20 protein-coding genes are annotated in these 19,881 nt (G+C 72.3%); 11 read left to right on the top strand and 9 right to left on the bottom strand.

Features of this window, described 5'->3' with window-relative positions; translation table 11 throughout:
- Nucleotides 1-32 precede the first annotated feature (32 nt).
- From AB0M88_RS11010 to dtd, 3 genes are all read left to right on the top strand, one after another.
- Complete coding sequence (locus tag AB0M88_RS11010; protein ID WP_364098836.1) at nucleotides 33-359, top strand: hypothetical protein; 327 nt, start codon at nucleotides 33-35, stop codon at nucleotides 357-359.
- 68 nt (nucleotides 360-427) lie between these two features.
- Nucleotides 428-1,069, top strand: coding sequence for a phosphotransferase (locus AB0M88_RS11005; protein ID WP_364098833.1), 642 nt, complete (start codon nucleotides 428-430; stop codon nucleotides 1,067-1,069).
- Nucleotides 1,069-1,491: a D-aminoacyl-tRNA deacylase gene (gene dtd, locus AB0M88_RS11000; RefSeq protein WP_364098831.1), complete on the top strand. Its 423-nt coding sequence runs from the start codon at nucleotides 1,069-1,071 to the stop codon at nucleotides 1,489-1,491. Before AB0M88_RS11005 ends, dtd begins: the two co-directional genes overlap by 1 nt.
- Here the strand turns inward: dtd and AB0M88_RS10995 are convergent.
- On the bottom strand, nucleotides 1,488-2,246 hold the full coding sequence (locus AB0M88_RS10995) for a sporulation protein (protein ID WP_364098828.1): 759 nt from the start codon (nucleotides 2,244-2,246) through the stop codon (nucleotides 1,488-1,490). The two genes, dtd and AB0M88_RS10995, sit on opposite strands and share 4 nt — an antisense overlap.
- Before the next feature lie 280 nt (nucleotides 2,247-2,526).
- Between AB0M88_RS10995 and sigB the strand changes: the two genes are divergently transcribed.
- The 3 genes from sigB to AB0M88_RS10980 all read left to right on the top strand — a co-directional run bounded on the left by sigB (nucleotide 2,527) and on the right by AB0M88_RS10980 (nucleotide 4,662).
- Entirely contained in the window at nucleotides 2,527-3,510 is a 984-nt protein-coding gene (gene sigB / locus AB0M88_RS10990; RefSeq protein WP_364099071.1) for an RNA polymerase sigma factor SigB, read from the top strand.
- A gap of 125 nt (nucleotides 3,511-3,635) precedes the next feature.
- Nucleotides 3,636-3,845, top strand: a complete 210-nt coding sequence (locus AB0M88_RS10985; RefSeq protein ID WP_364098825.1) for a S26 family signal peptidase — start codon at nucleotides 3,636-3,638, stop codon at nucleotides 3,843-3,845.
- A 58-nt stretch (nucleotides 3,846-3,903) separates the two neighbouring features.
- Nucleotides 3,904-4,662, top strand: a complete 759-nt coding sequence (locus AB0M88_RS10980; protein ID WP_364098823.1) for an SDR family oxidoreductase — start codon at nucleotides 3,904-3,906, stop codon at nucleotides 4,660-4,662.
- On the opposite strand, the gene AB0M88_RS10975 is transcribed toward AB0M88_RS10980, so the two are convergent.
- Together AB0M88_RS10975 and AB0M88_RS10970 are read right to left on the bottom strand one after the other, a co-directional pair.
- Nucleotides 4,633-7,194 carry a GNAT family N-acetyltransferase gene (locus AB0M88_RS10975; RefSeq protein ID WP_364098820.1) on the bottom strand — a complete coding sequence of 854 codons (2,562 nt, stop codon included), beginning with the start codon at nucleotides 7,192-7,194 and terminating at the stop codon, nucleotides 4,633-4,635. The two genes, AB0M88_RS10980 and AB0M88_RS10975, sit on opposite strands and share 30 nt — an antisense overlap.
- A 2-nt stretch (nucleotides 7,195-7,196) precedes the next feature.
- Nucleotides 7,197-8,375 carry an acetoin utilization protein AcuC gene (locus tag AB0M88_RS10970; RefSeq protein WP_364099068.1) on the bottom strand — a complete coding sequence of 393 codons (1,179 nt, stop codon included), beginning with the start codon at nucleotides 8,373-8,375 and terminating at the stop codon, nucleotides 7,197-7,199.
- A 184-nt stretch (nucleotides 8,376-8,559) separates the two neighbouring features.
- Between AB0M88_RS10970 and AB0M88_RS10965 the strand changes: the two genes are divergently transcribed.
- Nucleotides 8,560-9,126, top strand: coding sequence for a hypothetical protein (locus tag AB0M88_RS10965; RefSeq protein ID WP_364098817.1), 567 nt, complete (start codon nucleotides 8,560-8,562; stop codon nucleotides 9,124-9,126).
- Here AB0M88_RS10965 and AB0M88_RS10960 read toward each other — a convergent pair.
- Genes AB0M88_RS10960 through AB0M88_RS10950 form a run of 3 tightly spaced genes read right to left on the bottom strand, consistent with a single transcriptional unit; the run spans nucleotide 9,113 to nucleotide 11,170 of the window.
- Complete coding sequence (locus AB0M88_RS10960; protein WP_364098814.1) at nucleotides 9,113-9,976, bottom strand: hypothetical protein; 864 nt, start codon at nucleotides 9,974-9,976, stop codon at nucleotides 9,113-9,115. The two genes, AB0M88_RS10965 and AB0M88_RS10960, sit on opposite strands and share 14 nt — an antisense overlap.
- 16 nt (nucleotides 9,977-9,992) lie before the next feature.
- On the bottom strand, nucleotides 9,993-10,184 hold the full coding sequence (locus AB0M88_RS10955) for a hypothetical protein (RefSeq protein WP_364098811.1): 192 nt from the start codon (nucleotides 10,182-10,184) through the stop codon (nucleotides 9,993-9,995).
- A 26-nt stretch (nucleotides 10,185-10,210) separates the two neighbouring features.
- Entirely contained in the window at nucleotides 10,211-11,170 is a 960-nt protein-coding gene (locus tag AB0M88_RS10950) for an NPCBM/NEW2 domain-containing protein (protein ID WP_364098808.1), read from the bottom strand.
- Nucleotides 11,171-11,307: 137 nt separating this feature from the next.
- On the opposite strand from AB0M88_RS10950, the gene AB0M88_RS10945 reads away from it, so the two are divergent.
- A complete protein-coding gene (locus AB0M88_RS10945; RefSeq protein ID WP_364098805.1) occupies nucleotides 11,308-14,592 on the top strand; it encodes a CHAT domain-containing protein in 3,285 nt (1,094 codons plus the stop codon).
- Nucleotides 14,593-14,688: 96 nt separating this feature from the next.
- Nucleotides 14,689-15,375: a metal-dependent transcriptional regulator gene (locus tag AB0M88_RS10940; protein WP_364099065.1), complete on the top strand. Its 687-nt coding sequence runs from the start codon at nucleotides 14,689-14,691 to the stop codon at nucleotides 15,373-15,375.
- A 400-nt stretch (nucleotides 15,376-15,775) separates the two neighbouring features.
- Here the strand turns inward: AB0M88_RS10940 and AB0M88_RS10935 are convergent, their stop codons facing one another.
- The gene (locus tag AB0M88_RS10935) at nucleotides 15,776-16,351 is read right to left on the bottom strand and encodes a hypothetical protein (protein WP_364098803.1); all 576 of its coding nucleotides are present in this window, start codon (nucleotides 16,349-16,351) and stop codon (nucleotides 15,776-15,778) included.
- Between the two features lie 146 nt (nucleotides 16,352-16,497).
- Here AB0M88_RS10935 and AB0M88_RS10930 point away from each other — a divergent pair, with 146 nt between their 5' ends.
- Together AB0M88_RS10930 and AB0M88_RS10925 are read left to right on the top strand one after the other, a co-directional pair.
- The gene (locus tag AB0M88_RS10930; protein WP_364098800.1) at nucleotides 16,498-16,962 is read left to right on the top strand and encodes a hypothetical protein; all 465 of its coding nucleotides are present in this window, start codon (nucleotides 16,498-16,500) and stop codon (nucleotides 16,960-16,962) included.
- Nucleotides 16,959-17,864, top strand: coding sequence for an alpha/beta hydrolase (locus tag AB0M88_RS10925; protein WP_364098797.1), 906 nt, complete (start codon nucleotides 16,959-16,961; stop codon nucleotides 17,862-17,864). The genes AB0M88_RS10930 and AB0M88_RS10925 overlap by 4 nt, the downstream gene beginning before the upstream one ends.
- A gap of 24 nt (nucleotides 17,865-17,888) precedes the next feature.
- On the opposite strand, the gene AB0M88_RS10920 is transcribed toward AB0M88_RS10925, so the two are convergent.
- Complete coding sequence (locus tag AB0M88_RS10920; protein WP_364098794.1) at nucleotides 17,889-18,311, bottom strand: SRPBCC family protein; 423 nt, start codon at nucleotides 18,309-18,311, stop codon at nucleotides 17,889-17,891.
- A gap of 278 nt (nucleotides 18,312-18,589) precedes the next feature.
- Nucleotides 18,590-19,777 (bottom strand): MFS transporter, encoded by a 1,188-nt coding sequence (locus tag AB0M88_RS10915; protein ID WP_364098793.1) that lies wholly within the window; start codon nucleotides 19,775-19,777, stop codon nucleotides 18,590-18,592.
- Nucleotides 19,778-19,881: the final 104 nt, after the last annotated feature.

The raw sequence follows: 19,881 nt of genomic DNA, 5'->3' as shown, positions 1-19,881 counted from the left end.
TCTGTATCGACGGTTGAGGGAAGAAGGAGAAGATGAGCGACTCCGAGGAGAGCATCGAGCGAGAGATCTTCGGCAGCGACTACGGGCCGGGCGTCCTCGACGAGCCCGAGACCTATCGGCCGGAGAAGGGCGACGACGCGCCGGGCCTGTCGAGCACGCTCGAGGCGGGCACCGACACCGAGCAGCTGCTGGACGGCGGCCCCCACGGCGAGGACGGCACGCTGACCACCACCGGTGGGCACGCCGGGCCGAACAGCTTCCGCTCCCACCCGCGTACGGGCCCGGGCGTGGCCAACACGACGACCGGCGACGCCACCACGGGCGCCATGGACACCGGGCCGGACGGGGCCCTGCAGTAGCAGACTGGAATAGCAGAGCAACGGCCGTGGTGACGTCGTCGCCGCGGCCGTCCGCTACCGTCGGCGCGATGATGCCCTTCGCCGCCGGCCGGGAAGCCGACGTCTTCGCGCTCGACGACGGGCGCGTGCTGCGCCGCTACCGGGACGGCAGCGACGCCACCCGCGAGGCCGGCGTCATGGCCTACGTGCGCGACCACGGATTTCCGGTGCCCGCGATCCATTCGGCCGAGGGCCCCGAGATCGTGATGGAGCGGCTCGACGGGCCGACGATGGCGCAGGCGCTGGTCGCCGGGACGTTCCCGATCCCCGAGGCCGCGAGCATGCTGGCCGACCTGCTGCGCCGGCTGCACGAGATCCCCGGGCAGTCGGGCCCCGAGACGATCGGGCACTACGACTTCCACCCGGAGAACGTGCTGCTCACCTCCCGGGGCCCGGTCGTCATCGACTGGCGGAACGCCGGCGACGGGCCGGCCGACCTCGACACCGCTCTGTGCGCGCTGATCCTGGCCCAGGTCGCGATCGGCTCCATCGTGCACGACATGGGCGAGCAAGCGGGTGAGTTGCTCGACCTGTTCCTGGCCGCCGCGCCGGGTGACCCGCTGAGCCGGCTCGACCGCGCGGTCGAGATCCGCGGCGGCCAATGGACCATGTCGGCCGACGAGGTCGCCGCGCTGGGCGCGGCAGCGGCGAGGGTAAGGGGAGAGCGCTGATGCGCGCACTCGTGCAGACCGTCGGCCGGGCGAGCGTCACGGTCGACGACGAGGTGATCGGCAAGATCTCGGACGGGCTGCTGGTGCTGCTCGGGGTCACCCACGACGACACCCCGGCCAAGGCGGCCGAACTCGCGCGCAAGACGTTCGAGCTGCGCATCCTCGACGGGGAGACATCGGCCTCCGACCTCGGCGCGCCGCTGCTGGTGGTCAGCCAGTTCACGCTCTACGGCGACGCGCGCAAGGGGCGCCGGCCCAGCTGGAGCGCGGCCGCGCCGGCCGAGGTGGCGGAACCGTTGGTCACCGCGTACGTCGAAAGCCTGCGCGCCCGCGGCGCGCACGTGGAGACCGGCCGTTTCCGGGCCCACATGCTCGTCGAGAGTGTGAACGTCGGCCCGCAGACGATCCTGCTCGAGCTTTAGCGGGCCCGGCGCAGCCAGCCGTCGAGCTCGGCCGGCCAGTCGACCTGGTCGATCGTGGCGTAGTCGACGTCGAACCGCCCGAAACCCTCCGGCCGGTGACGGCTGCGGCGCTCGACCTCGAGCACCACCTGCAGGCGCTCGGGCGTCGGCACGAAGGTCAACTCGAGCTCGTTGAGCGTGCTCGCGTAGGCGGCCGGCGGATAGAACTCGATCTCCTGATAGAACGGCAGCCGCTGCTCGACCCCGTAGACCCGGCCGCGCTCGACGTCGGCCCGGCTGAACCGGAAGCCCAGCCGCAGCAGCGCCTCGAGGATGCGTTCCTGGGCCGGGAGCGGGTGCACCATCACCGCGTCGAGATCGGACTTGTCGACCGCGCGGGCGACCTCGAGCTCGGTCGTGAGCCCCATCGACATGCCGTTGAGGCGCTGCCCGTAGACCTCTGTGATCGGGGTCTCCCAGGGCACCTCGAAACGGAACGGCACCTCGTGGCGACGACCCGGGACCAACCGGAACGAACCGGTCAGACGCTGGCGGTGGAACTCCTGCCCGCTCTCGTATTCACTGTCGCCGCTCTCGACCTCGACGCGGGTGATCAGTCCGATCGCGAGGTATTCCACGTCGACCGGGTGGTCACCGCCGGTGACCTGCACCGTTCCCTCGAGCACGCCACCCGGCCGGCAGTGCGGATCGGTCAGCTCGGTCTCGACGCTCGGACCGCCGACGCCGAAGGCTCGCAGGATTTTCCGGAAAACCACGAACCGATCCCTCCGCCGCGACGTGTGGAAGACATTACGGCACCCACTTCTCGACAAACCGGGCACATGTCGGCTTGGCGACGTCAGGGTTCTCCCTGATTCATGCCACCTGGACGCTTGCCTCACTTCGGCTTAACGCGCTCAGGGCCAAGCTATCGATCACCGGCACGACGAGGGCTGGGCGCACGAGACGGTTTATCAGCGGGGAGGGGACTGAAAGGTGGTCCTGCAGATGAAGGCGACTGAGTCCATGACGGCGGAATCCATGACCGCGGAGTCCATGACGGCGAGCAACCCCACCGAGGACAGCATCGCAGACGGTGTCGAGCTCCTGACCGATCTCGATGCGACGGACGAGCGCGGCGTCTCCGCCGATCTGGTCCGGGCCTACCTCAACGGCATCGGTCGCACCCGCCTGCTGACCGCCGTCGAGGAGGTCCAGCTCTCCAAGCGCATCGAGGCCGGCCTCTACGCGGAAGAGAAGCTGCGCGAGGCCGGTGACGATCTGGCCCCGCTCCTGCACATCATCGTCGCCGAGGGCCGCGCCGCCAAGAACCACCTGCTCGAGGCCAACCTCCGGCTGGTCGTGAGCATCGCGAAGCGTTACACCGGCCGCGGCATGGCCTTCCTCGACCTCATCCAAGAGGGCAACCTCGGCCTCATCCGCGCGGTCGAAAAATTCGACTACACCAAGGGCTACAAGTTCTCCACCTACGCCACCTGGTGGATCCGCCAGGCCATCACCCGCGCCATGGCCGACCAGGCCCGCACCATCCGCATCCCGGTGCACATGGTCGAGCAGGTCAACCGCATGGTCCGCAGCCGCCGCGACCTGGCCACCTCGCTCGGACGCGAACCCAGCATCACCGAGATCGCACACGCGCTGGGCGTCCCCGAGTTCCAGGTCATCGAGCTCATCTCCTACGACCGCGAGCCGGTCAGCCTCGACCAGGCGGTCGGTGAAGACGGCGAGAGCGCGCTCGGCGACTTCGTGGCCGCGGTCGACCCCAACCAGCCCGGCGGCGGGGTCTCCCACGGCGAACTGCGCAGCGAGGTCGAGATCGTGCTGTCGACGCTGTCCGAGCGCGAGTCGGCGGTCATCCGCCTGCGCTTCGGCCTCGACGACGGCCGCCAGCGCACCCTCGACGAGGTGGGTCGCGAGTTCGGTCTCAGCCGCGAGCGCATCCGCCAGATCGAGAAGGTGACGATGTCCAAGCTGCGCGACCCGCAGCGCTGCTCCCGGCTCGAGGCCTACGCCGGCTGACGCTCCCGCTTCCCTTCCGCCCCGGCCGCCCTGCGGTGGCCGGGGCGGTCGCTTTTCTCGCGCCGCTTTCCGTACGCCGGGCCGCTCCCCGTGGGACAGCAAACTTCAGCCGGCGTTGGCACCCGATGCGGCCATGGAGCCGACGATCGCGGAACGGGCAGAGGACCGGCGAGCCGTACCTCGCGAAAAGTGGCCGGTCGGCCGCGTTCGATCCGGTGAAGGTGCCGGCCGGGGAGGTCTCCCTGATGAAGGACAACCGCGGGAGCGGCAACGACTCCGCCCAGCACGGCCCGGTGCCGGTCGGCGCGGTGATCGGTCGGGCCGAGCTCGACTGAGGCCGCCGCTCGAAAATGCGATTGCGTCGACTGTGGAGCGGGCCGGAGGATCGGCGGCATGAACTCGGCCCGGCCCGTCGCCCTTGTCACCGGAGTCGGCCGGACGGTCGGGATCGGGGCGGGAATCGCCCGGGAGCTGGCGCGGTCCGGGTGGGACGTCGCGTTCAGCTACTTCAGCGGCTATGACGCGCGGATGAGCTGGGGCGTCGAGGCCGGAGCGGCCGAGGGGATCACGGGCGAGCTCACCGCGTACGGTGCCTCGGTCGCCGCCGTCGAGGCCGACCTGGCCGATGTCGCCGGACCCACCACGGTTTTCGATGCCGCCGAAGGCCGGCTCGGGCCGGTGACCGCGCTCGTGATGTGCCACTGCGAGTCGGTCGACTCCGGGCTGATGGACACGACCGTGGAGAGCTTCGACCGGCACTTCGCGGTCAACGCGCGGGCGAGCTGGCTGCTGATCCGCGAGTTCGGGCGGCGGTTCCGGGGCGAGCCGGGCAGTGGCCGCGTCATCGCCCTGACCAGCGATCACACCGTGGGCAACCTGCCTTACGGGGCGAGCAAGGGCGCGCTCGACCGGATCACGCTGGCCGCCGCGCACGAGCTCGCCGATCTCGGCGTCACCGCCAACGTGATCAATCCCGGGCCGATCGACACCGGCTGGATGAGCGACCCGGTGCGGGAGTCCCTGCTCGCCCGGACCCCGCGCCAGCGGCTGGGCACGCCGCAGGACACCGCCGACCTGGTCGGCTTCCTCTGCTCGCCGCAGGGCGGATGGGTCAACGGGCAGCTATTGCTCAGCAATGGCGGTTTTGCCTAGGCGGCGAGGGCCGGAGTCGGGGCGGGGCCTGGTCTCGCCGATCTCGGTCGCGGCGTGCAGCACCGAGATGCCGCCGGGGCGCGCCAGAACCGGGTTGAGCGAGAGCGACCGCAGGCGCGGATGGTCGTCGGCGAGACGGCCGACGCGCAGGAGCAGGTCGGTCAGGGCGGCGCGATCCACCGGGGCCGAACCGCGGTAGCCGTGCAGCAGCGGGGCCGCGCGGGGCTCGTCGACCAGGGCCTCGGCCGCCCGATCGGTCAGCGGGGCGGCCCGCCACGCCAGATCGCCGAGCAGCTCCGAGGCGACGCCGCCGAGACCGAACCCGACGATCGGCCCGAAGGCCGGGTCCTCCATCACCTCGACGGTGCAGGCCACCCCGGGCGGGACCATCGTCTGCACCAGCACGTCGGGGCCGAAGGCGGTCGACAACTCGCGGTAGGCGGCCCGCAGATCGTCCTCGTCGGCCAGGGCCAGGCGGACCGCGCCGAGGTCGATGCGGTGCCGCAGAGCCCCGCCGGCCGCCTTCAACGCGACCGGATAACCCAGCGTCCCGGCGGCCGCGATCGCCGACTCGACGGTGGTGGCCAGGGTCGACGGGACGACGTCGATGCCGTACGCGGCGAGCAGCTCCGACGGCGGCCCGTCCAGATCGGCCGCCGACGGGTCCACATCGGGCAGAGCGGGCAGCGTCCCGGGTGGACGGCGCAGCCACTCGGCATAGGTCGACACCCGGCCGAGCGCCCGGACCGCCTCCTCGACCGACGGATAGGACGGGACACCCGGCGGCAGGTTGCCGAGCAGGAAGGTGGCGACCGTCGGCTTCTCGCCGGCCAGTGCCACGCCGGCCAGGGCGGCCGCGAAGTCGGCGTCCTCGTCCGGCAGCTGGCCGGGCAGCGGCGGGGCGAACACGACCACCAGGGCGTCGGCCCGCGGGTCGACCGCGGCGTCGGCCAGCGCACCGGCGAAGTCGCGGGCGCCCGCCTGCGGGCTGATGTCGTGCGGGTAGCCCTCGGCCACGGTCAGCCCGGCCGCCCGGCTCGCGGCCACCGCCAACTGCGACAAGGCCGACGAGTTGCCGACCACGGCGACCCGCCGGCCGGCCGGAAGCGGTTGGTGGGCGAGCAGCAGGCCGGCGTCGAACATCTCGCGGACGGTGTCGACCCGGATGACACCGGACCGGGCGAACAGCGCGGTCACCGCGTTGGCGTCCGGGCCGGGCAGGTCGCCGGCGAGGCCACGGGGCCGGGTCGCCGAGGCGACCGCGACCACCGGCTTGACCCGGCTCATGCGGCGGGCCAGCCGGGCGAACTTGCGCGGATTGCCGAACGTTTCCAGGTAGAGCAGAACCACGTCGGTGCCCGGGTCGTCCTGCCAGTACTGCAGAAGATCGTTGCCGGAGACGTCGGCCCGGTTGCCGGCCGAGACGAAACTCGACAGGCCCAGCCCGCGCCGGTCGGCCTCGGCCAGGAGCGCGACACCGAGCGCGCCGCTCTGGCTGAAGAAGCCCACGCGACCGGCGGCGGGCAGGCGGGGGGCGAGGGTGGCGTTGAGGCGTACGCCGGAATCGGCATTGGCCACCCCCATGCTGTTGGGGCCGATCAGGCGCAACCCCGCGCGGTGCGCGGCCTCGATCAGCGTCCGCTGATCGGCGGCGCCCTCGGCGCCGGTCTCGGCGAAACCGGCCGAGACCACCACGATGCCCCCGGCCCCGCTCTGCGCCGCGTCGCGGACGGCGCCGCCGACGCCGTCCGGCGGCACGGCGATGATCGCCAGGTCGATCGCGACACCGCCGAGCGCCGCCGACGTGTACGCCGGGAGGCCGCCGACCCTCGACGCGCGGCGGTGCACGGGCACGATCGCCCCCTCGTAGCCGCCGTCGCGGAGGTGGCCGAGCATCGCCGCGCCGATGCCCTGGCCGCTGGCGCTCGCGCCGTAGACCGCGACGCCGCGCGGGGCGAGCAGCCGGGCGATCGACCGCGCCTCGGTGCGCTGCTCCCGGGACTCCTGCACCTCGCGGGACCTCTCGGTCGGGGCGATCGGGAAGCTCAGGTGGACCACGCCGTCCGCGTATCTGCGCTGGATCTGATAGCCGAAGTCGCTGAAGACCCGGAGCATGCCGCCGTTCTCCGGGAGGACCTCGGCGACGAACCGGGTGATGCCGTGGTCGCGGGCGGCCTCGGCCAGGTATTCGAGCAGGACCGAGCCGATGCCCCGGCCCTGGTGCGCGTCCTCGACCACGAAGGCGACCTCGGCCTCGGGTGAGTCGGGGCCGAGCCGCTCGTAGCGTCCGACAGCCATGATGCGCGGGCCGCTGACCACGACGAACGCCTCCCGGTCGCGGTGGTCGACGTTGACGAACCGTTCGAGGTCGCGTTCGGGGATGCGCGGGTAGGGCGAGAAGTAGCGCAGGTAGCGGGTGCGGTCGCTCATCCGGGAGTGGAACTCCACGATGGCCGCGGCGTCGTCCGGGCGGATCTGCCGCAGGTGCGCCGCGGTGCCGTCGGAGAGCAGGACGTCGGCGTTTCGCTCCATCTTCAGTCCCGTGGGTCGTGTGGGTCGAGGCCATGCAGTGGGAACACGGCCCGGCGGGTGGCGAGGATCGCGCGGTCGACCGGGTCGTCGCTCGGCTCCCATTGTTTGACCACCGGATCGACACCGTCGGTCATCGTTGTGGGGACGTCGGCCCGCGGACGCAGGTCGGCGGCGAGCCGGCGCCACGCCGCGGGAGTCTCGGTGGCCGGGTCGAGCGGGTCGCCGGTGATCGCGGCCAGCAGGTGGGTCCAGGCCCGGGGCACGACCTCGACCACCGCGTAGCCCCCGCCGCCGGTGGCCACCCAGCGGCCCTCGCACAGCTCGCCGGCCAGGTCGCGCATGGCCAGGTAGGCCGCGCGCTGCCCGTCGACCGAGAGCCGCAGGTCGGCCAGCGGGTCGAGGCGGTGACCGTCGGCGCCGCACTGACTGATCAGAATCTCGGGGCGGAACGCCCGCAGCACCGACGGGACGACCGCGTGGAACGCCTTGAGCCAGCCGGCGTCGGTCGTGCCGGGCGGGAGCGGGACGTTGACCGCCGTGCCCTCCGCCCCCGGACCGCCGACCTCGTCGGCGAAGCCGGACACGTTGGGGAACAGGGCCAGCGGCGTCTCGTGCAGGCTGACCGTGAGCACCCGCGGATCGTGATAGAAGGCGGCCTGCACGCCGTCGCCGTGATGCACGTCGACGTCCACGTAGGCCACCCGCTGGGCGCCCTGGTCGAGCAGCCGCGCGATGGCGACCGCGGGGTCGTTGTAGACGCAGAAGCCGGCCGCCCGGGCGGCCATCGCGTGGTGCAGCCCGCCGGCCACGTTGACCGCGCGGGTGGCCCGCCCCTGCCAGACGGCGTCGGCGGCGGCGATGGTGGCGCCGCACACCCGCGCCGACGCCTCGTGCATGCCCTCGAAGACCGGGTTGTCGGGGGTGTTGAGGCCCCAGCCGGAGAAGAACGGGTCGCTCGGCGCGAGCCGGACGGCGTCGAGGTAGTCGGCGCGGTGCACCCGGAGCAGGTCGGCCTCCGTGGCGATCTCGGGCACGATCGTCCGCACCCCCGGACGGTCGAGAAGGCCCAGGTCGCGGGCGAGCGCCATGGTCAGCTCGATGCGCACGGGATCCATCGGGTGGTCGCCCATGTCGTAGTCGAGCAGGGCCCGGTCCCAGACCACCGCGGTCGTCGGCTGCACCATGACCGCCATGCTGCCACGTGCCCGGCCGGCGTCGCGCGATATGGGTCACCGGGAGCCCCGCCGAACGGTCGGCCATTCCGGAATCGCAAGCCCGTTCGGCCGCTGTTTTCCGCATTTTCGACTGCCAGGGTGAAGCCGGGGATTACCCCCATTCACCGGGGCCGAGAAATGGGGTAGACAAATGATCGAGCGCGTCGCCGGACCGGGCGAATTGACCTGCGTCGACGAGAATTGCATGGTGAGCGGACTGCGCCAGGACGAGGGCCGGGCGGACTGCCCGCAGTGCGGCACGTCGCTCGCCCGGATGCCGGGCGCGGTCGCCGCCCGGACGGTCACGCCGGGGCCGGCGCCGGCGCCCGGGCCCGGGCCCGGGCTCGGGCTGGGCCTCGGTCACACGGCGCCGGCCCGGAGCAGTACATCCTGGCAGAGCCGTCCGATGGCCTTCCGGGTCGGCGCGGCGATCGTGGGCGTGCTGGCGATCTGGCTGATCTCGTTCGTGATCCGCAACCCGGACTCGCTGCACCGCCTCACCGGCCCCGAATTCTCGGTCGGCGACTGCGTGACGGTCGGCTACGCCGGGCTGTCCGGATCGGACATGAAGAAGGCCACCTGCGGCGATTCGCCCTCGCTGGGTGACCCGGTCTATCAGGTCACCCAGGTGCAGAAGGGCAAGGACGGGCGCTGCCCGGAGGTCACCTTCTCGAACGAGCCGGAGAACACCACCTATTGCCTGACTATGCGGTGGTGAACACCGTGGAGTGCCCGCACATGTCACAGACCGCAAGCGGCGTCGGCAGGTCGTAGGCCTCGCACGACTCGTCGGCGCAGGCAGCCCGGCTACCGGCGGGCGGCGGGGCCACGGGCGTGAGCGTCCCGCCGGCCGGCCGCCAGCCGATCGCGTGCCCGCCCGGGACGAGCACCGCCGTCGACTCGCCGGCCGGCCCCCGCAGCCGCGGGTCGCTCGCCAGACGGCGCAGCGCCGCCCGTTCCGCCGGCTCGAGCGAACCGGCCTCGCCGAGCCGGGCGCCGACGATCGCCGACAGCACCCGCTCGGCGCCGCCCCGGGTGTCCCGGTCGTCCCGGTGCCCGAAGATCAGACGCCAGCGGGCCCCCGGCTGCTCGGCGATCACGACGATCCGCTCGGCCGGCAACCCGCTCAGCCAGCCCGGTTCGCCGGCCAGATAAGCCACCGCGGTCGGCCACTCATGCCGCCACTGCAGGGCCAGGCAATGCCCGGCGGTCGCCCGGCGGGCCCGGGCCCGGCTGATCGCGGTCGCCCCGGCCGCGACCACGAACGCCGCGGCGCCGAAGCCGGTCCAGCTCGAGCCCCGGTCGAACTCCCGGCAGCCGAGCACGAGCCGGCGATCGGTCACCACCACGGAGGCGCGCCGGGGCGGGCTCCACATGTCGGTCCACTCGTGGTCGCCGGTGCCGCGCAGCTGCAGTGTCACGTGGCCCTCACGGACCCGGTGCACCACCCGCTCGCCGTCCTCCAGGCGGGGTTCCTCCAGGCCGGGCGGGAACGTCGGGGCGAGCCACGGGTCGCGGCGATCGGCGTCGTTGAGGACGACGAGCGGTGAAGCGTACGAAATGGTCATCGGATCTCCCGGCTTCTCACCAGATGACGAAACCGAAGCGGCCGCCCCGGTAGAGGTAGACGGAATAGGCGAGCAGGGCGAGGGAAACGAGAATGCCGACGACATTTCCGCCACTGATCGAGCCGATCAGCGCGAGCAGCCCGAGAATGAGCCAGAAAGTGCCGAGAACGTAGCGGGGCCGACGGGTGACTGCGGCATTGCGGACCATGGCTGAGCTCCTTGATCGATGGGCGGTTACTGCGTGACGACGGGGTCGCCGAACGAGGTGTGGGTGTCGTGCTCCTCGTTGGTCTTCGCGATCCGGCCGGAGCAGGTCATCCGGAGGCTCACCACGCCGTTCAGGGCGAGCGAGACCTTCTTCGGATGCCCGACCGACACCTCGACCGGCTTCGGCAGCAACTGGTGGCCGTCCTGGTCGTAGAAGGTCAGGTCGGCGACCGCGCCGAACGCGCCCTCGGTCTCGTCGTCGATCCCGGCGACCGCGGTGAAATGCGCGTAGCCGGCGACGTCCCACTGCAGGCGGCTCTGCGTGTCGGAGTAGCAGTAGAAGGAGACGCCGCGCGGGTAGCGCTGGGCCGAGAAGGTGACAGCGTTGGCGTTGTATCCGCCGTCCAGCGGATCCTCGGTGTCCAGATACTTGGTCGCCGGCGTATCGGACGGGGTATCGGTGACGTCCGAATCAGTGGAGGTCTCCGGGTCCGAGGGCGAGGCCGCGTCGTCGGTCGGCGCCGGGTCCGCACTGGGCAGGGCGGCCACCGGCGCGACCGTCGGTTCCGTGGCGGCCGGCGGTTCCGTCACGACCGGAGACGGCGGCGCGGCCACCGCCGCGTCGTCGGAGACCACCCGCAGCGCGGTGAACGCCCCGGTGGCCAGGGCGAAGAACGCGACACCCAGGGTCAGGATCAGCCACTGCCGCAACTCCATGAGCCGGTGCAGGCGGGGCGGCGGGACGTTGTTCTCGAGTTCCAGGCGACGGCTGCGCCGGTGCGTGACCGAGATCCGGATGGCGGCGATCACCAGAATGAACGCGACCAGGGCGCTCCCGGCGAGCAGCGCGACGGCGGAGTTCCGGTTACCGGCGTAGCGCAGATAGAGGACCAGCCCGGCGATCAGCGCGACCACCAGGGCGACAAGGACGAAACCGGCGGCTCGGGTGCTGTGCCGTGCGGACGGGCTGTAGTGGGAGGACGACATGGGGTCAGAGTGACGACGCGTTAGCCGGACTGCATCGGACTGTCGTGCACGACGGTCCACGGTCGATGGTTCCGCCCGAAGGGGCCGCCCGTTCGGCCGATGGAGTCCGGTCCGGCCCCGGGTTGACTGACCCCACTATGGACATTGCCGACGAGGAGCTGCGGACCCGCTATGCCACTGCCCCGGCCGGCGGCCCGGCCGCGGCCCGCCAGGCCAGCGCCCTCGGCCGGCGGTTGGCCACCCGGTACTTCCGGGACGGGGCCGGCGACGAGGCGCGGGACGAGGCGATCGACCTCCTCGACGAGGCACTGACCGTGCCGCACGACGACGCCACGGTCACCCACGTGGCCCGGGGCATGCTGCTGTTCTTCCGCGCCATGCCGATCACGCCGGGCGCCGACCCGGACGGCAGCAAGGCGGCCGCGATCACGACCGCCCTCCTGTCCGGCACGCCGGCCGACAGCGCCCCGGTGCGGGCCCACCTGGAGTGGGTGAGCGCCCACGAACCGCCGGGAGCCGAGGTGCGCACCCTCGCCGAAGCGATGATCGTGGCGCTGGACCTGCTCTCCGGCGACACCGATCCGCTGCGCCTGCTGGGCTCCCTCGCCCGGCTCGGCCCGGCGATGGCGGCGCTCGGGCCAGGACGGCAGGCGCTGATCGAACTGCTCACCGCCGAACTCGCGGACGCCGGGCCGGAACGGCTGCTGCCCGCCTTCGACGCGGTGCTGCGCCAACTGCCGGCCGGACACCGGCTCCGGCCGGTGCTGCTGGCCGAGGCCGGGGCGGTGGTCGCGCGGCGCGGGCACGTCGCGGAACTGCCGGACACGCTCGCCGGCCTGCCGGCCGCTCTCGCGGAAACCCTCGACCGGGTACGCGACGACGATCCGTTGCGGGATCAGACCGTACGCAAGTTGGCCGGTCTGCTGGTGACTGCTACGGCGTACACGGGAAACGCGGAAAGCGTGACCCGCGTCGCCGAGCTGGCCGACCGGTTGGTCGCGGAGAGTGGCAGCGGGCGCGACCGGTTCCTGCGGGCGCTCACGCTGGTCCTGCGCGGGCGGCTGGCCGACGATCCGGACGATCTGCGGGCGGCGGCCGAGGATCTGCGCGCGGCGCTGGCGACGCTGCCGGACGATGACGAGTTGAGGCCGACCGCGATGGCGATGCTCGGGGTGCTGCTGCACGACCGGCATCTCGGACAGGGGGTGTTGCTCGATACCGAGGCGTCGGGCGCTTTCCTGGCCGCGGCTTCCTCGGCTTCCTTGGCTTCCGCGGCTTCCTTAACTTCCGCGACTTCCGTGACTTCCGCGGCTTCCGCGGCTTCCGCGGATGAGCGGGTCGTGATCCGGATGGCCGGGGTGATGTCGCGGACCGTGCTCGCGATTCGCCGGCCGGATCGCGCCGAGCTGGACGCGGTGGTCCTCGAGCTGGAGGACGCGCTGGGGGCGCTGGACGACCGGTACCCGTGGCGGTCCCGCCTGGACGCCATGCTCGGGCTCGCCTATCTGGCCCAGGGTGACCTGCGCCGGGGCGCCGAACGGCTGCGCCGGGCCGACGCCGACCTGCTGGTCGAACAGTCGGGGCGGCCGGTGCTGCGGGCCGCCGCCGAGATCGCCGACCTGGTCGACGGACGCCCGGGCGACCCGCGGCGGCTCGACGAGATCGCGGCCGACGCCCCGCCGGGCGACCGGCTCGCGCTGAGGCTGCTGGCCGCGACGGCCGCGCAGGCCCGGTCGGCGCCGGACACGGTCGAACGGTACGAGCGGCTGCGGGACGAACCGCTGCGCCCCGGCCATCCGCTCGCCGTCCACCTGCACTCGCGGCTCGCGCTCGCCTATCGGGCCGGCGGCCGGACGGCCGAGGCGGTCCACAGTGGACTGGGGGCGCTGCGGGCGCTCGGGGACGACGTACTGCTGCAGAGCGGGACCCGGCACGCGCTGAAGGCCTCGCGGCGGGCCGGAGAACTGCTCGGGCCGGTCGTCGAGTGGGCGATCGAGGCGGGACTACATCGGGAGGCGCTGGCCGCGATCGAACTCGGACGCGGGATCACCCTCCATGCCGCGATGATCGGCGCGACCGTACCGGGGCTTCTGCGCGACATCGGAGAGGCCGATCTGGCCGCGGAATGGGAAGCCGGACCCGGCGAGCCGCCGGTGTATGACCCCGCGCAGATCGTGGCGGGGTTGGTGGCCCCGCCGTCCGACCTGCGGCCACGGGTGCTGGCCGCGCTGGCGGGGCGGCGGCTTTCCGCGGCGCCTGAGCCTTCCGAAGTGGCGGCGGTCGTCCGGGACGCGGCGGCCGACGCGCTGGTCTATCTGCTGCCCGGACGCCTGCTCGTGGTGACTGCCGAGGGAGAGGTGGTGGTGAGGGAGGTCGAGCGGCTGCGGCTGGACGCTCCTGATCTGGGCGCTTTCCTCGGCGATCCTCTCGGCGGGCCCGGCTCTCCTGGCTTTCTTGGCGGCCCCGGCTCTCCTCGCTTTCTTGGCGGCCCCGGCTCTCCTCGCTTTCTTGGCGGCCCCGGCTCTCGCGGCGATGCTCTCGGTGGGCGGGAGATCGGCCCGGGTCCTCGTCGGCCGGGTGACCGGGTGGATGCGGTCTGCGAGTGGGCCTGGTCGGCGCTGATCGAACCAGTCCGGGAGGTGCTCGGCGGGCCGGGGCGGGTGGTGTTGGTGCCGATCGGCGGCCTCGGCCGCGTCCCGTGGCACGCCGCCCGGTCCGGCGAGCGGTACGCGATCACCGAGTTCACCTTTTCCTACGCCGTCTCGGCCCGGCACCTCCGCATGGTGCTCGACCGGCCCCGAGCCGGCGACGGCCCGGTGTTTCTGGTCACCGGGCCGGGTCTCACCTTCGCCCCGGCAGAGGTCGGAATCCTGCACGAGACCTACTCCGCCGCCGCGGACGCGAGCACCCCGGCCGAGGTGCTGGCCGCACTGGCCGCCTCACCCGCCGTGCTGCACCTGGCCTGCCACGCGACGACCGGGGACACGCCCGACCGCTCCCACCTCCGGCTGGCCGGCCCGGCCGAACTGCCGGTCGCCCGGATCCTGGCCGACGCCCGCCACCGGGCCGCCGACACCCCCGGCGGCCTGGTCGTGCTCGCCGCGTGCGACAGCGACCTGACCACCTCCGACTACGACGAATCGCTGACGATCGCGACCGCCTTCCTCGCGGCCGGCGCGGTCAGCGTGACCGGTTCCCGCTGGCCGGTCAACGACGAGCTGACCGGCTGCCTGATGGTGGTGTTCCACCACTTCCGCACGGCCGGAGGACTCGCGGACCGGGACGCCCTGCGCGCGGCCCAGGCGTGGATGATCGCCCCGGACCGGCCCGTGCTCGCGGCCGTCCGGTCGATCTATCCGCTCCGGCCGGAACGACTCGCCGAACCGGCGGCATGGGCGGCCTTCACCCATCACGGCCGGTAAGGGTCTGACCCGCGAGTCGGGTAGGGTCTTAACACCACCTGTCGGGGCGGATGTCAACCCCCGGTAACGAGGTAATATCGCTGCTGGGAGGGCCGCATCTTGAACGACCTTGTCGACACTACCGAAATGTATTTGAGGACCATCCTCGAGCTCGAAGAGGAAGGCGTCCCGCCGCTGCGCGCGCGCATCGCCGAGCGGCTGCACCAGAGCGGTCCCACAGTCAGCCAGACGGTCGCCCGGATGGAACGCGACGGGCTGCTCAGCGTCGAGGGCGACCGGCACCTCGTGCTCACCGGCGAGGGCCGGGTCACCGCGGTCGCCGTGATGCGCAAACACCGGCTGGCCGAACTTCTGCTGGTCAACGTCATCGGCATGCCCTACGAGGAGGCCCACGAAGAGGCCTGCCGCTGGGAGCACGTGATGAGCGACCAGGTGGAAAAGAAGGTCTACGAGCTCCTCAACAAGCCGACCCGCTCGCCGTACGGCAACCCGATTCCCGGGCTCGACGTCCTCGACGAATCGGCCGACGACCACCTCAACGGGGCGACCGGCGAACGCAACCTGGCGTTCCCGGGCCTCACCGGCAGCGTCGTGGTGCGGCGCATCTGCGAGAGCGTGCAGACCAACGCCGACGTGCTGCGCCAGTTGCACGCCGCCGGCATCGACCCGGGCACGACGGTGACGGTGGCGCAGGAACGCGACGGCGTGACCATAGACCGCTCCGGCGACAAGATCCGGCTCCCCCGCGAGGTCGCGTCGCGCGTCTTCGTGGCGGCCCACTGAACTAGCTGGCTTCGCTTCGCTCCGCGGGCGATTGCCTTAGACCCGGTGTCATCGGAGATGATTTTCTGCCGCCCGCAAACCCCGCGGGCGTCAGAAAATCAGCTGCGATAGCACCGGCGGCAATCGCCGGTGTGCTGGCCGTTAAGTGCGTCGTGTTCATCGCCTCTGCCAAGGTGAAACAGCTCGGGGGTTGCCGCGGCGGGACGCTGGGCAGCCCGTGAACGCTTCGCTGCCACGGCACCGGCGCCCCAGCGATCAGACCGGCGGCAATCGCCGTTAGTCCGTCGTGACCACGGCCTCTGCCAAGGTGAACAGCTCGGGGGTTGCCGCGCGGGACGCTCGGCAGGCCGTGAACGTTTCGCAGCCACGGGACCGGCTCCGCTGCGCGAGCCGACGAACCCTAGTCGGTCGTGTCCATGGCTTTGGCCAGGTTTAGGAGCTTGGTGTTCATGGCGGTTACGTCGGCGGTGGGGGCGGACTTGGCGAAGGTGAACTTCAGGGTCTGAAGCTGGTTGGCCTCGCTCAGCCAACTGATCTCGACCGCCGGGCCGTGGCTGCCGGAGGCGGGCGAGTTGAGGCGGAAGCCGGCCTTGCCGAGGCCTTTGAGGGTGGCCGCCTTGTCGGGCTTCAAGTCGGACAGGAACAGTTTGGCGTCGGCCGTCGTGCTCTCGACCACCGAGAGCATCAGGTCGGGGTAGGCGCCGTCGACGGTCTGCACCACGCAGGTCGAGGTGTCGTCGACCTGGTCGGCGGCGGCCACGTTGAAGGTGACGCCGATTTTGTCGCGGATGAACGCGTAGTCCCAGAGGATGCAGGCGCCACCGGCCGAGGCGGCCGGCTGCTCGACCAGCTTGACCGGGGGCAGGGCTTCCGGCCGGGCGTCGGCGTCGCGCTTGTTGTTGCAGCCCGTGAGGGCGAGCAGCGTAACGACGCCGGCCGCGGCGACCCTGCTCACCACAACGGAACGGAAACGCACGGTCGATCCTCCCGACAATATTCGGGGCACACCGTACTTTGTGCGGCGGGTAGCGCGAAAGGTCCACGTCCGGCACCAAAGGCGTACGCTGCGTGACCGTCACCACCAACTTGACGCCACGTGTCAAGTGCGGAGAGGATGGCGGCGTGAACGACGCCCTGGTCGAGCAGATCGCCCGGCTGCTCGACGTGCGACTGCTCGATCCGCTCGAGGTGCTGCTCGAGGGCGACGACGCGGTCGACGCGGTGCGTCAACTGGTGCGGCTGCGGGCGCGCCGCTGGGCCGACACGATGCGATCGGGCACCGACACCGCCGCGCTCATGCTGGCGGCCCGGCTCATCGCCACGCTCTACCCCGGCGACCGCGGGTTCGACCCGCCGGCCGACTGGTGGGCCACTCCCCTCGGCCAGGTCGTCGCGCACCGGGCCGGGCATCCGTGGACCGAGTCGGTGTCATACGCGACGGCCGGGGCGATGCTCGGCATCACGCGGCAGGGCGTACACGATCTGGTGCGGCGGGGCCGCCTGCCGCGACATCCGGACGGCGGTGTGCCGTCGTCCGCCATCCGGGACCGCCTGCGGTCCCGCCCGGACCCTCAGGAGCAGACGTGATCAACGATCGGCTGATCGACGCGGGCGAGCTACCGCTCGCGGTCCGTGATTTCGGTGGCGACGAGCCGCCGCTGCTGTTGCTGCACGGCGCAGGGGGCAACCTCGCGCACATGACCACGCTGGCCCGTGCGCTCCGGCCGAAACACCGGGTGATCACCGTCGATCTGCGCGGCCACGGCCGGTCCGGCGACGGCCCGTGGACCTGGGACGCCGCGCTCGGCGACCTGGCCGCGGTCACCGTACAGATGGAGCTGGACCGCCCGGCCGTGGTCGGGCATTCGCTCGGCGGCATGCTGGCCGCGCTCTGGGGCCAGCGCCACCCGGAGACCCCGGGCGTGGTGAGCCTCGACGGTAACCCGCCGCCGACCCGGGTCGAACACCTGCCGGGGATGGAACCGCGGACGGCGGCGGCCGAACTGGCCCGGCTCAAGAAGATCTTCGACCAGATGCAGACCGGCATGGGGCAGCCGATCCCGGCCGACCGGCTGGCCGACCTGGTCGAGGTGCAGCAGATGGCGGCCCGCGACATGGGCGCCAACGAGAAGGTGTGGCTGGAGGGCTTCCGCCGCAACCTGGTGCACGAGAACGGCGAGACCTCGACCCGCCCGTCGGCCGAGGCCACGGCGCAGATACGCGAGCTGATGAACGAGCTCGACCTGAGCCCGGTCTACGCCGCGACGACCTGCCCCGAACTCGTCGTGCTGCCGACCCGCGACCTGCCCGAGCAGGAGCCGTTCGCCGAGCTCTACGCGGCTCACCGGCGGTTCCTGGTCGAGCAGGCGGCGGCGGTCGGGCACCTGCGCTACCTCTCGCTGGCCGACGCCTCGCACGCCATGGTCATCGAGCAGCCGGCACTGCTGGCCGATCTGATCAGCGACTTCCTGATCAATTCCGGAAGGTGAGGCCGGCGGTGCCGGCTTGCGCATTCAGACGTACGCGATGAGCCGGTCGAGGCAGCTCGCCCAGCCCTGCCGGTAGAGGTCGGCGGTCGCGGCGTCGACCAGGTCGTGGACGACGGTCAGGTCGGTGCCGCCGTCGGCCTCGGCCAGGTCGAGGGTGACCCGGCTGTCGCGGTGGTCGCCCTGCCAGCGCCACGACTGGACGATGAGGCGGGGCGGGTCGAGCTCGGTGTAGTGGCCCGCGAAGCCGGCGCCGGTGGCCTCGACGCCGAACCGGCCACCGACCACCGGGTCGGAGAACGCCCTGGGTGCCATGGAGGCCGGCCAATACCACGCTTGGAGCGCCTCGGCGTCGGTCAGGGCGGCATAGACCTGCTCGGGCGGGGCGGCCAGGTGGACGGTGATCACCGCGGACCGGTCGTAGGCCATGGCCGACAGCATGGCACGCATCGATCCACCGGTGGGGGCGGCCGGTCAATGCGGCGGCGCCTGTGGACGATCGTCGGAAATGTCGTAGGGCGGTGGTCTACTCGGCCCCACCCAGTTCTGGGGTGGGGTGAGCGTAGGGCAGGGTGGCGGGCCGGGCTGGGCCGGGCTGGGCCGGGCTGGGCCGGGCTGGGCCGGGCTGGGCCGGGCTGAGCTGGGCTGAGCTGGGCCGGGCTGAGCTGGGCCGGGCTGAGCTGGGCCGGGCTGAGCTGGGCCGGGCTGAGCTGGGCCGGGACCGGCTGTCAGTCGGCGAGTGTGGGGAGCGGCCTGGCGGCGCCTGAGGCCAGGGTGCCGATGAGGAGGGCGGCGAGCGCGCACAGGATGGCCTCGAGGACGCCGAAGTGCTGGGCCAGGACCCCGATCAGGGGTGGGCCGGCCAGGAACGAGGCGTAGCCGATCGAGCCGGCGACCGAGACGCGGATCGCGGAGCGGACCGGGTCGTCGGCGGCCGAGCTCATGCCGATCGGAAAGCCCAGGGAGCAGCCCATGCCCCAGAGGAGGCCGCCCAGCAGGGCGAGCGGGATCGCGGCGCCGCTGAAGACCAGCAGGAGGCCGATCACGCCGGAGACCGCGGTGGCGCGGAGGACCGCCACGCGGCCCCAGCGTTCGATGGCGTGGCCGCCGAACATGCGGGCCAGGGTCATCGCGACGACGAAGGCGCCGTAGCCGATCGCGCCGACGGTTTCGGTGGCGTGGTAGCCGTCGACCAGGCTGATCGCCAGCCAGTCGTTGGCGGTGCCCTCGGCGAAGCCGAAGCCGAGCAGGATCAGCCCGATGAGGATCGTGCGCGGCTCGAGCCACGCCTGCCGGACGCTCATCGGGTGCGACTCGCCCGACGGGAGGGGCCGGTGCGGGATGAACCCGCGTACGGCCCAGATGATGACCGCGACCGTGAGGGCCGCGGTGAGATAGAGCTGCACCGAGACCGCGATGCCGGCGGCCGCGGCCGCCGCGCTGACCGCGGCGCCGAGCACCGTGCCGAGGCTGAAGCCGGCGTGGAACCGGGGCATCAGCGTGCGGCCGAGGCGGCGTTCGACGTCGGCGCCCTCGACGTTCATGCTGACGTCCCACGTGCTGTTGCCCATGCCGGCCAGGACCAGGCCGGCGCCGGCGACCGGGATCGAGCCGAGCAGCGTGCCGGTGGCCAGCAGGGCCAGGCCGGTCGCCATCGAGAAGCTGGCCAGCAGCACCGCGCGGGCCGGGCCGACGCGCTGCACGAGCGGGCCGGCCAGCGGGATCGCGGCGATGCCGGCCACCGAGATGCAGAGCAGGAGCAGGCCGAAACCGGCCGCCGAGAGGTGCAGATCGTGCCGGACGGCGGGGGCGCGGGCGAACCAGCCGGCGAACGCGAGCCCGTTGGTGCCGAACGTGATGCCGACCGCGATCTTGGCCCGCTCGAGACGTGGGCGGTCGAGGTCGGCGATCGTCACGCTGGAAACTTACTCGTTAAAGCTGGGGCGGCACCAGCGATTGAGGGCTTCCGCACGCGCCGGCGACGTGGCCGTCCGGGCGAATCAGCATGCTCGGGCCGTCG

This window comes from Actinoplanes sp. NPDC051411 (assembly GCF_040682075.1).
Taxonomy (GTDB): domain Bacteria; phylum Actinomycetota; class Actinomycetes; order Mycobacteriales; family Micromonosporaceae; genus Actinoplanes.
The sequence above is the reverse complement of the archived record's forward strand: the minus strand, read 5'-3'. Positions and strand labels throughout refer to the sequence as shown.

Bases quoted from the DNA above. Each gene is read 5' to 3' on its own strand.
- AB0M88_RS11010 (WP_364098836.1), top strand. From the start codon at position 33: ATGAGCGACTCCGAGGAGAGCATCGAGCGAGAGATCTTCGGCAGCGAC.
- AB0M88_RS11005 (WP_364098833.1), top strand. From the start codon at position 428: ATGATGCCCTTCGCCGCCGGCCGGGAAGCCGACGTCTTCGCGCTCGAC.
- dtd (WP_364098831.1), top strand. From the start codon at position 1,069: ATGCGCGCACTCGTGCAGACCGTCGGCCGGGCGAGCGTCACGGTCGAC.
- sigB (WP_364099071.1), top strand. From the start codon at position 2,527: ATGACGGCGAGCAACCCCACCGAGGACAGCATCGCAGACGGTGTCGAG.
- AB0M88_RS10985 (WP_364098825.1), top strand. From the start codon at position 3,636: ATGCGGCCATGGAGCCGACGATCGCGGAACGGGCAGAGGACCGGCGAG.
- AB0M88_RS10980 (WP_364098823.1), top strand. From the start codon at position 3,904: ATGAACTCGGCCCGGCCCGTCGCCCTTGTCACCGGAGTCGGCCGGACG.
- AB0M88_RS10975 (WP_364098820.1), bottom strand. From the start codon at position 7,194: ATGGAGCGAAACGCCGACGTCCTGCTCTCCGACGGCACCGCGGCGCAC.
- AB0M88_RS10965 (WP_364098817.1), top strand. From the start codon at position 8,560: ATGATCGAGCGCGTCGCCGGACCGGGCGAATTGACCTGCGTCGACGAG.
- AB0M88_RS10960 (WP_364098814.1), bottom strand. From the start codon at position 9,976: ATGACCATTTCGTACGCTTCACCGCTCGTCGTCCTCAACGACGCCGAT.
- AB0M88_RS10955 (WP_364098811.1), bottom strand. From the start codon at position 10,184: ATGGTCCGCAATGCCGCAGTCACCCGTCGGCCCCGCTACGTTCTCGGC.
- AB0M88_RS10950 (WP_364098808.1), bottom strand. From the start codon at position 11,170: ATGTCGTCCTCCCACTACAGCCCGTCCGCACGGCACAGCACCCGAGCC.
- AB0M88_RS10945 (WP_364098805.1), top strand. From the start codon at position 11,308: ATGGACATTGCCGACGAGGAGCTGCGGACCCGCTATGCCACTGCCCCG.
- AB0M88_RS10920 (WP_364098794.1), bottom strand. From the start codon at position 18,311: ATGCGTGCCATGCTGTCGGCCATGGCCTACGACCGGTCCGCGGTGATC.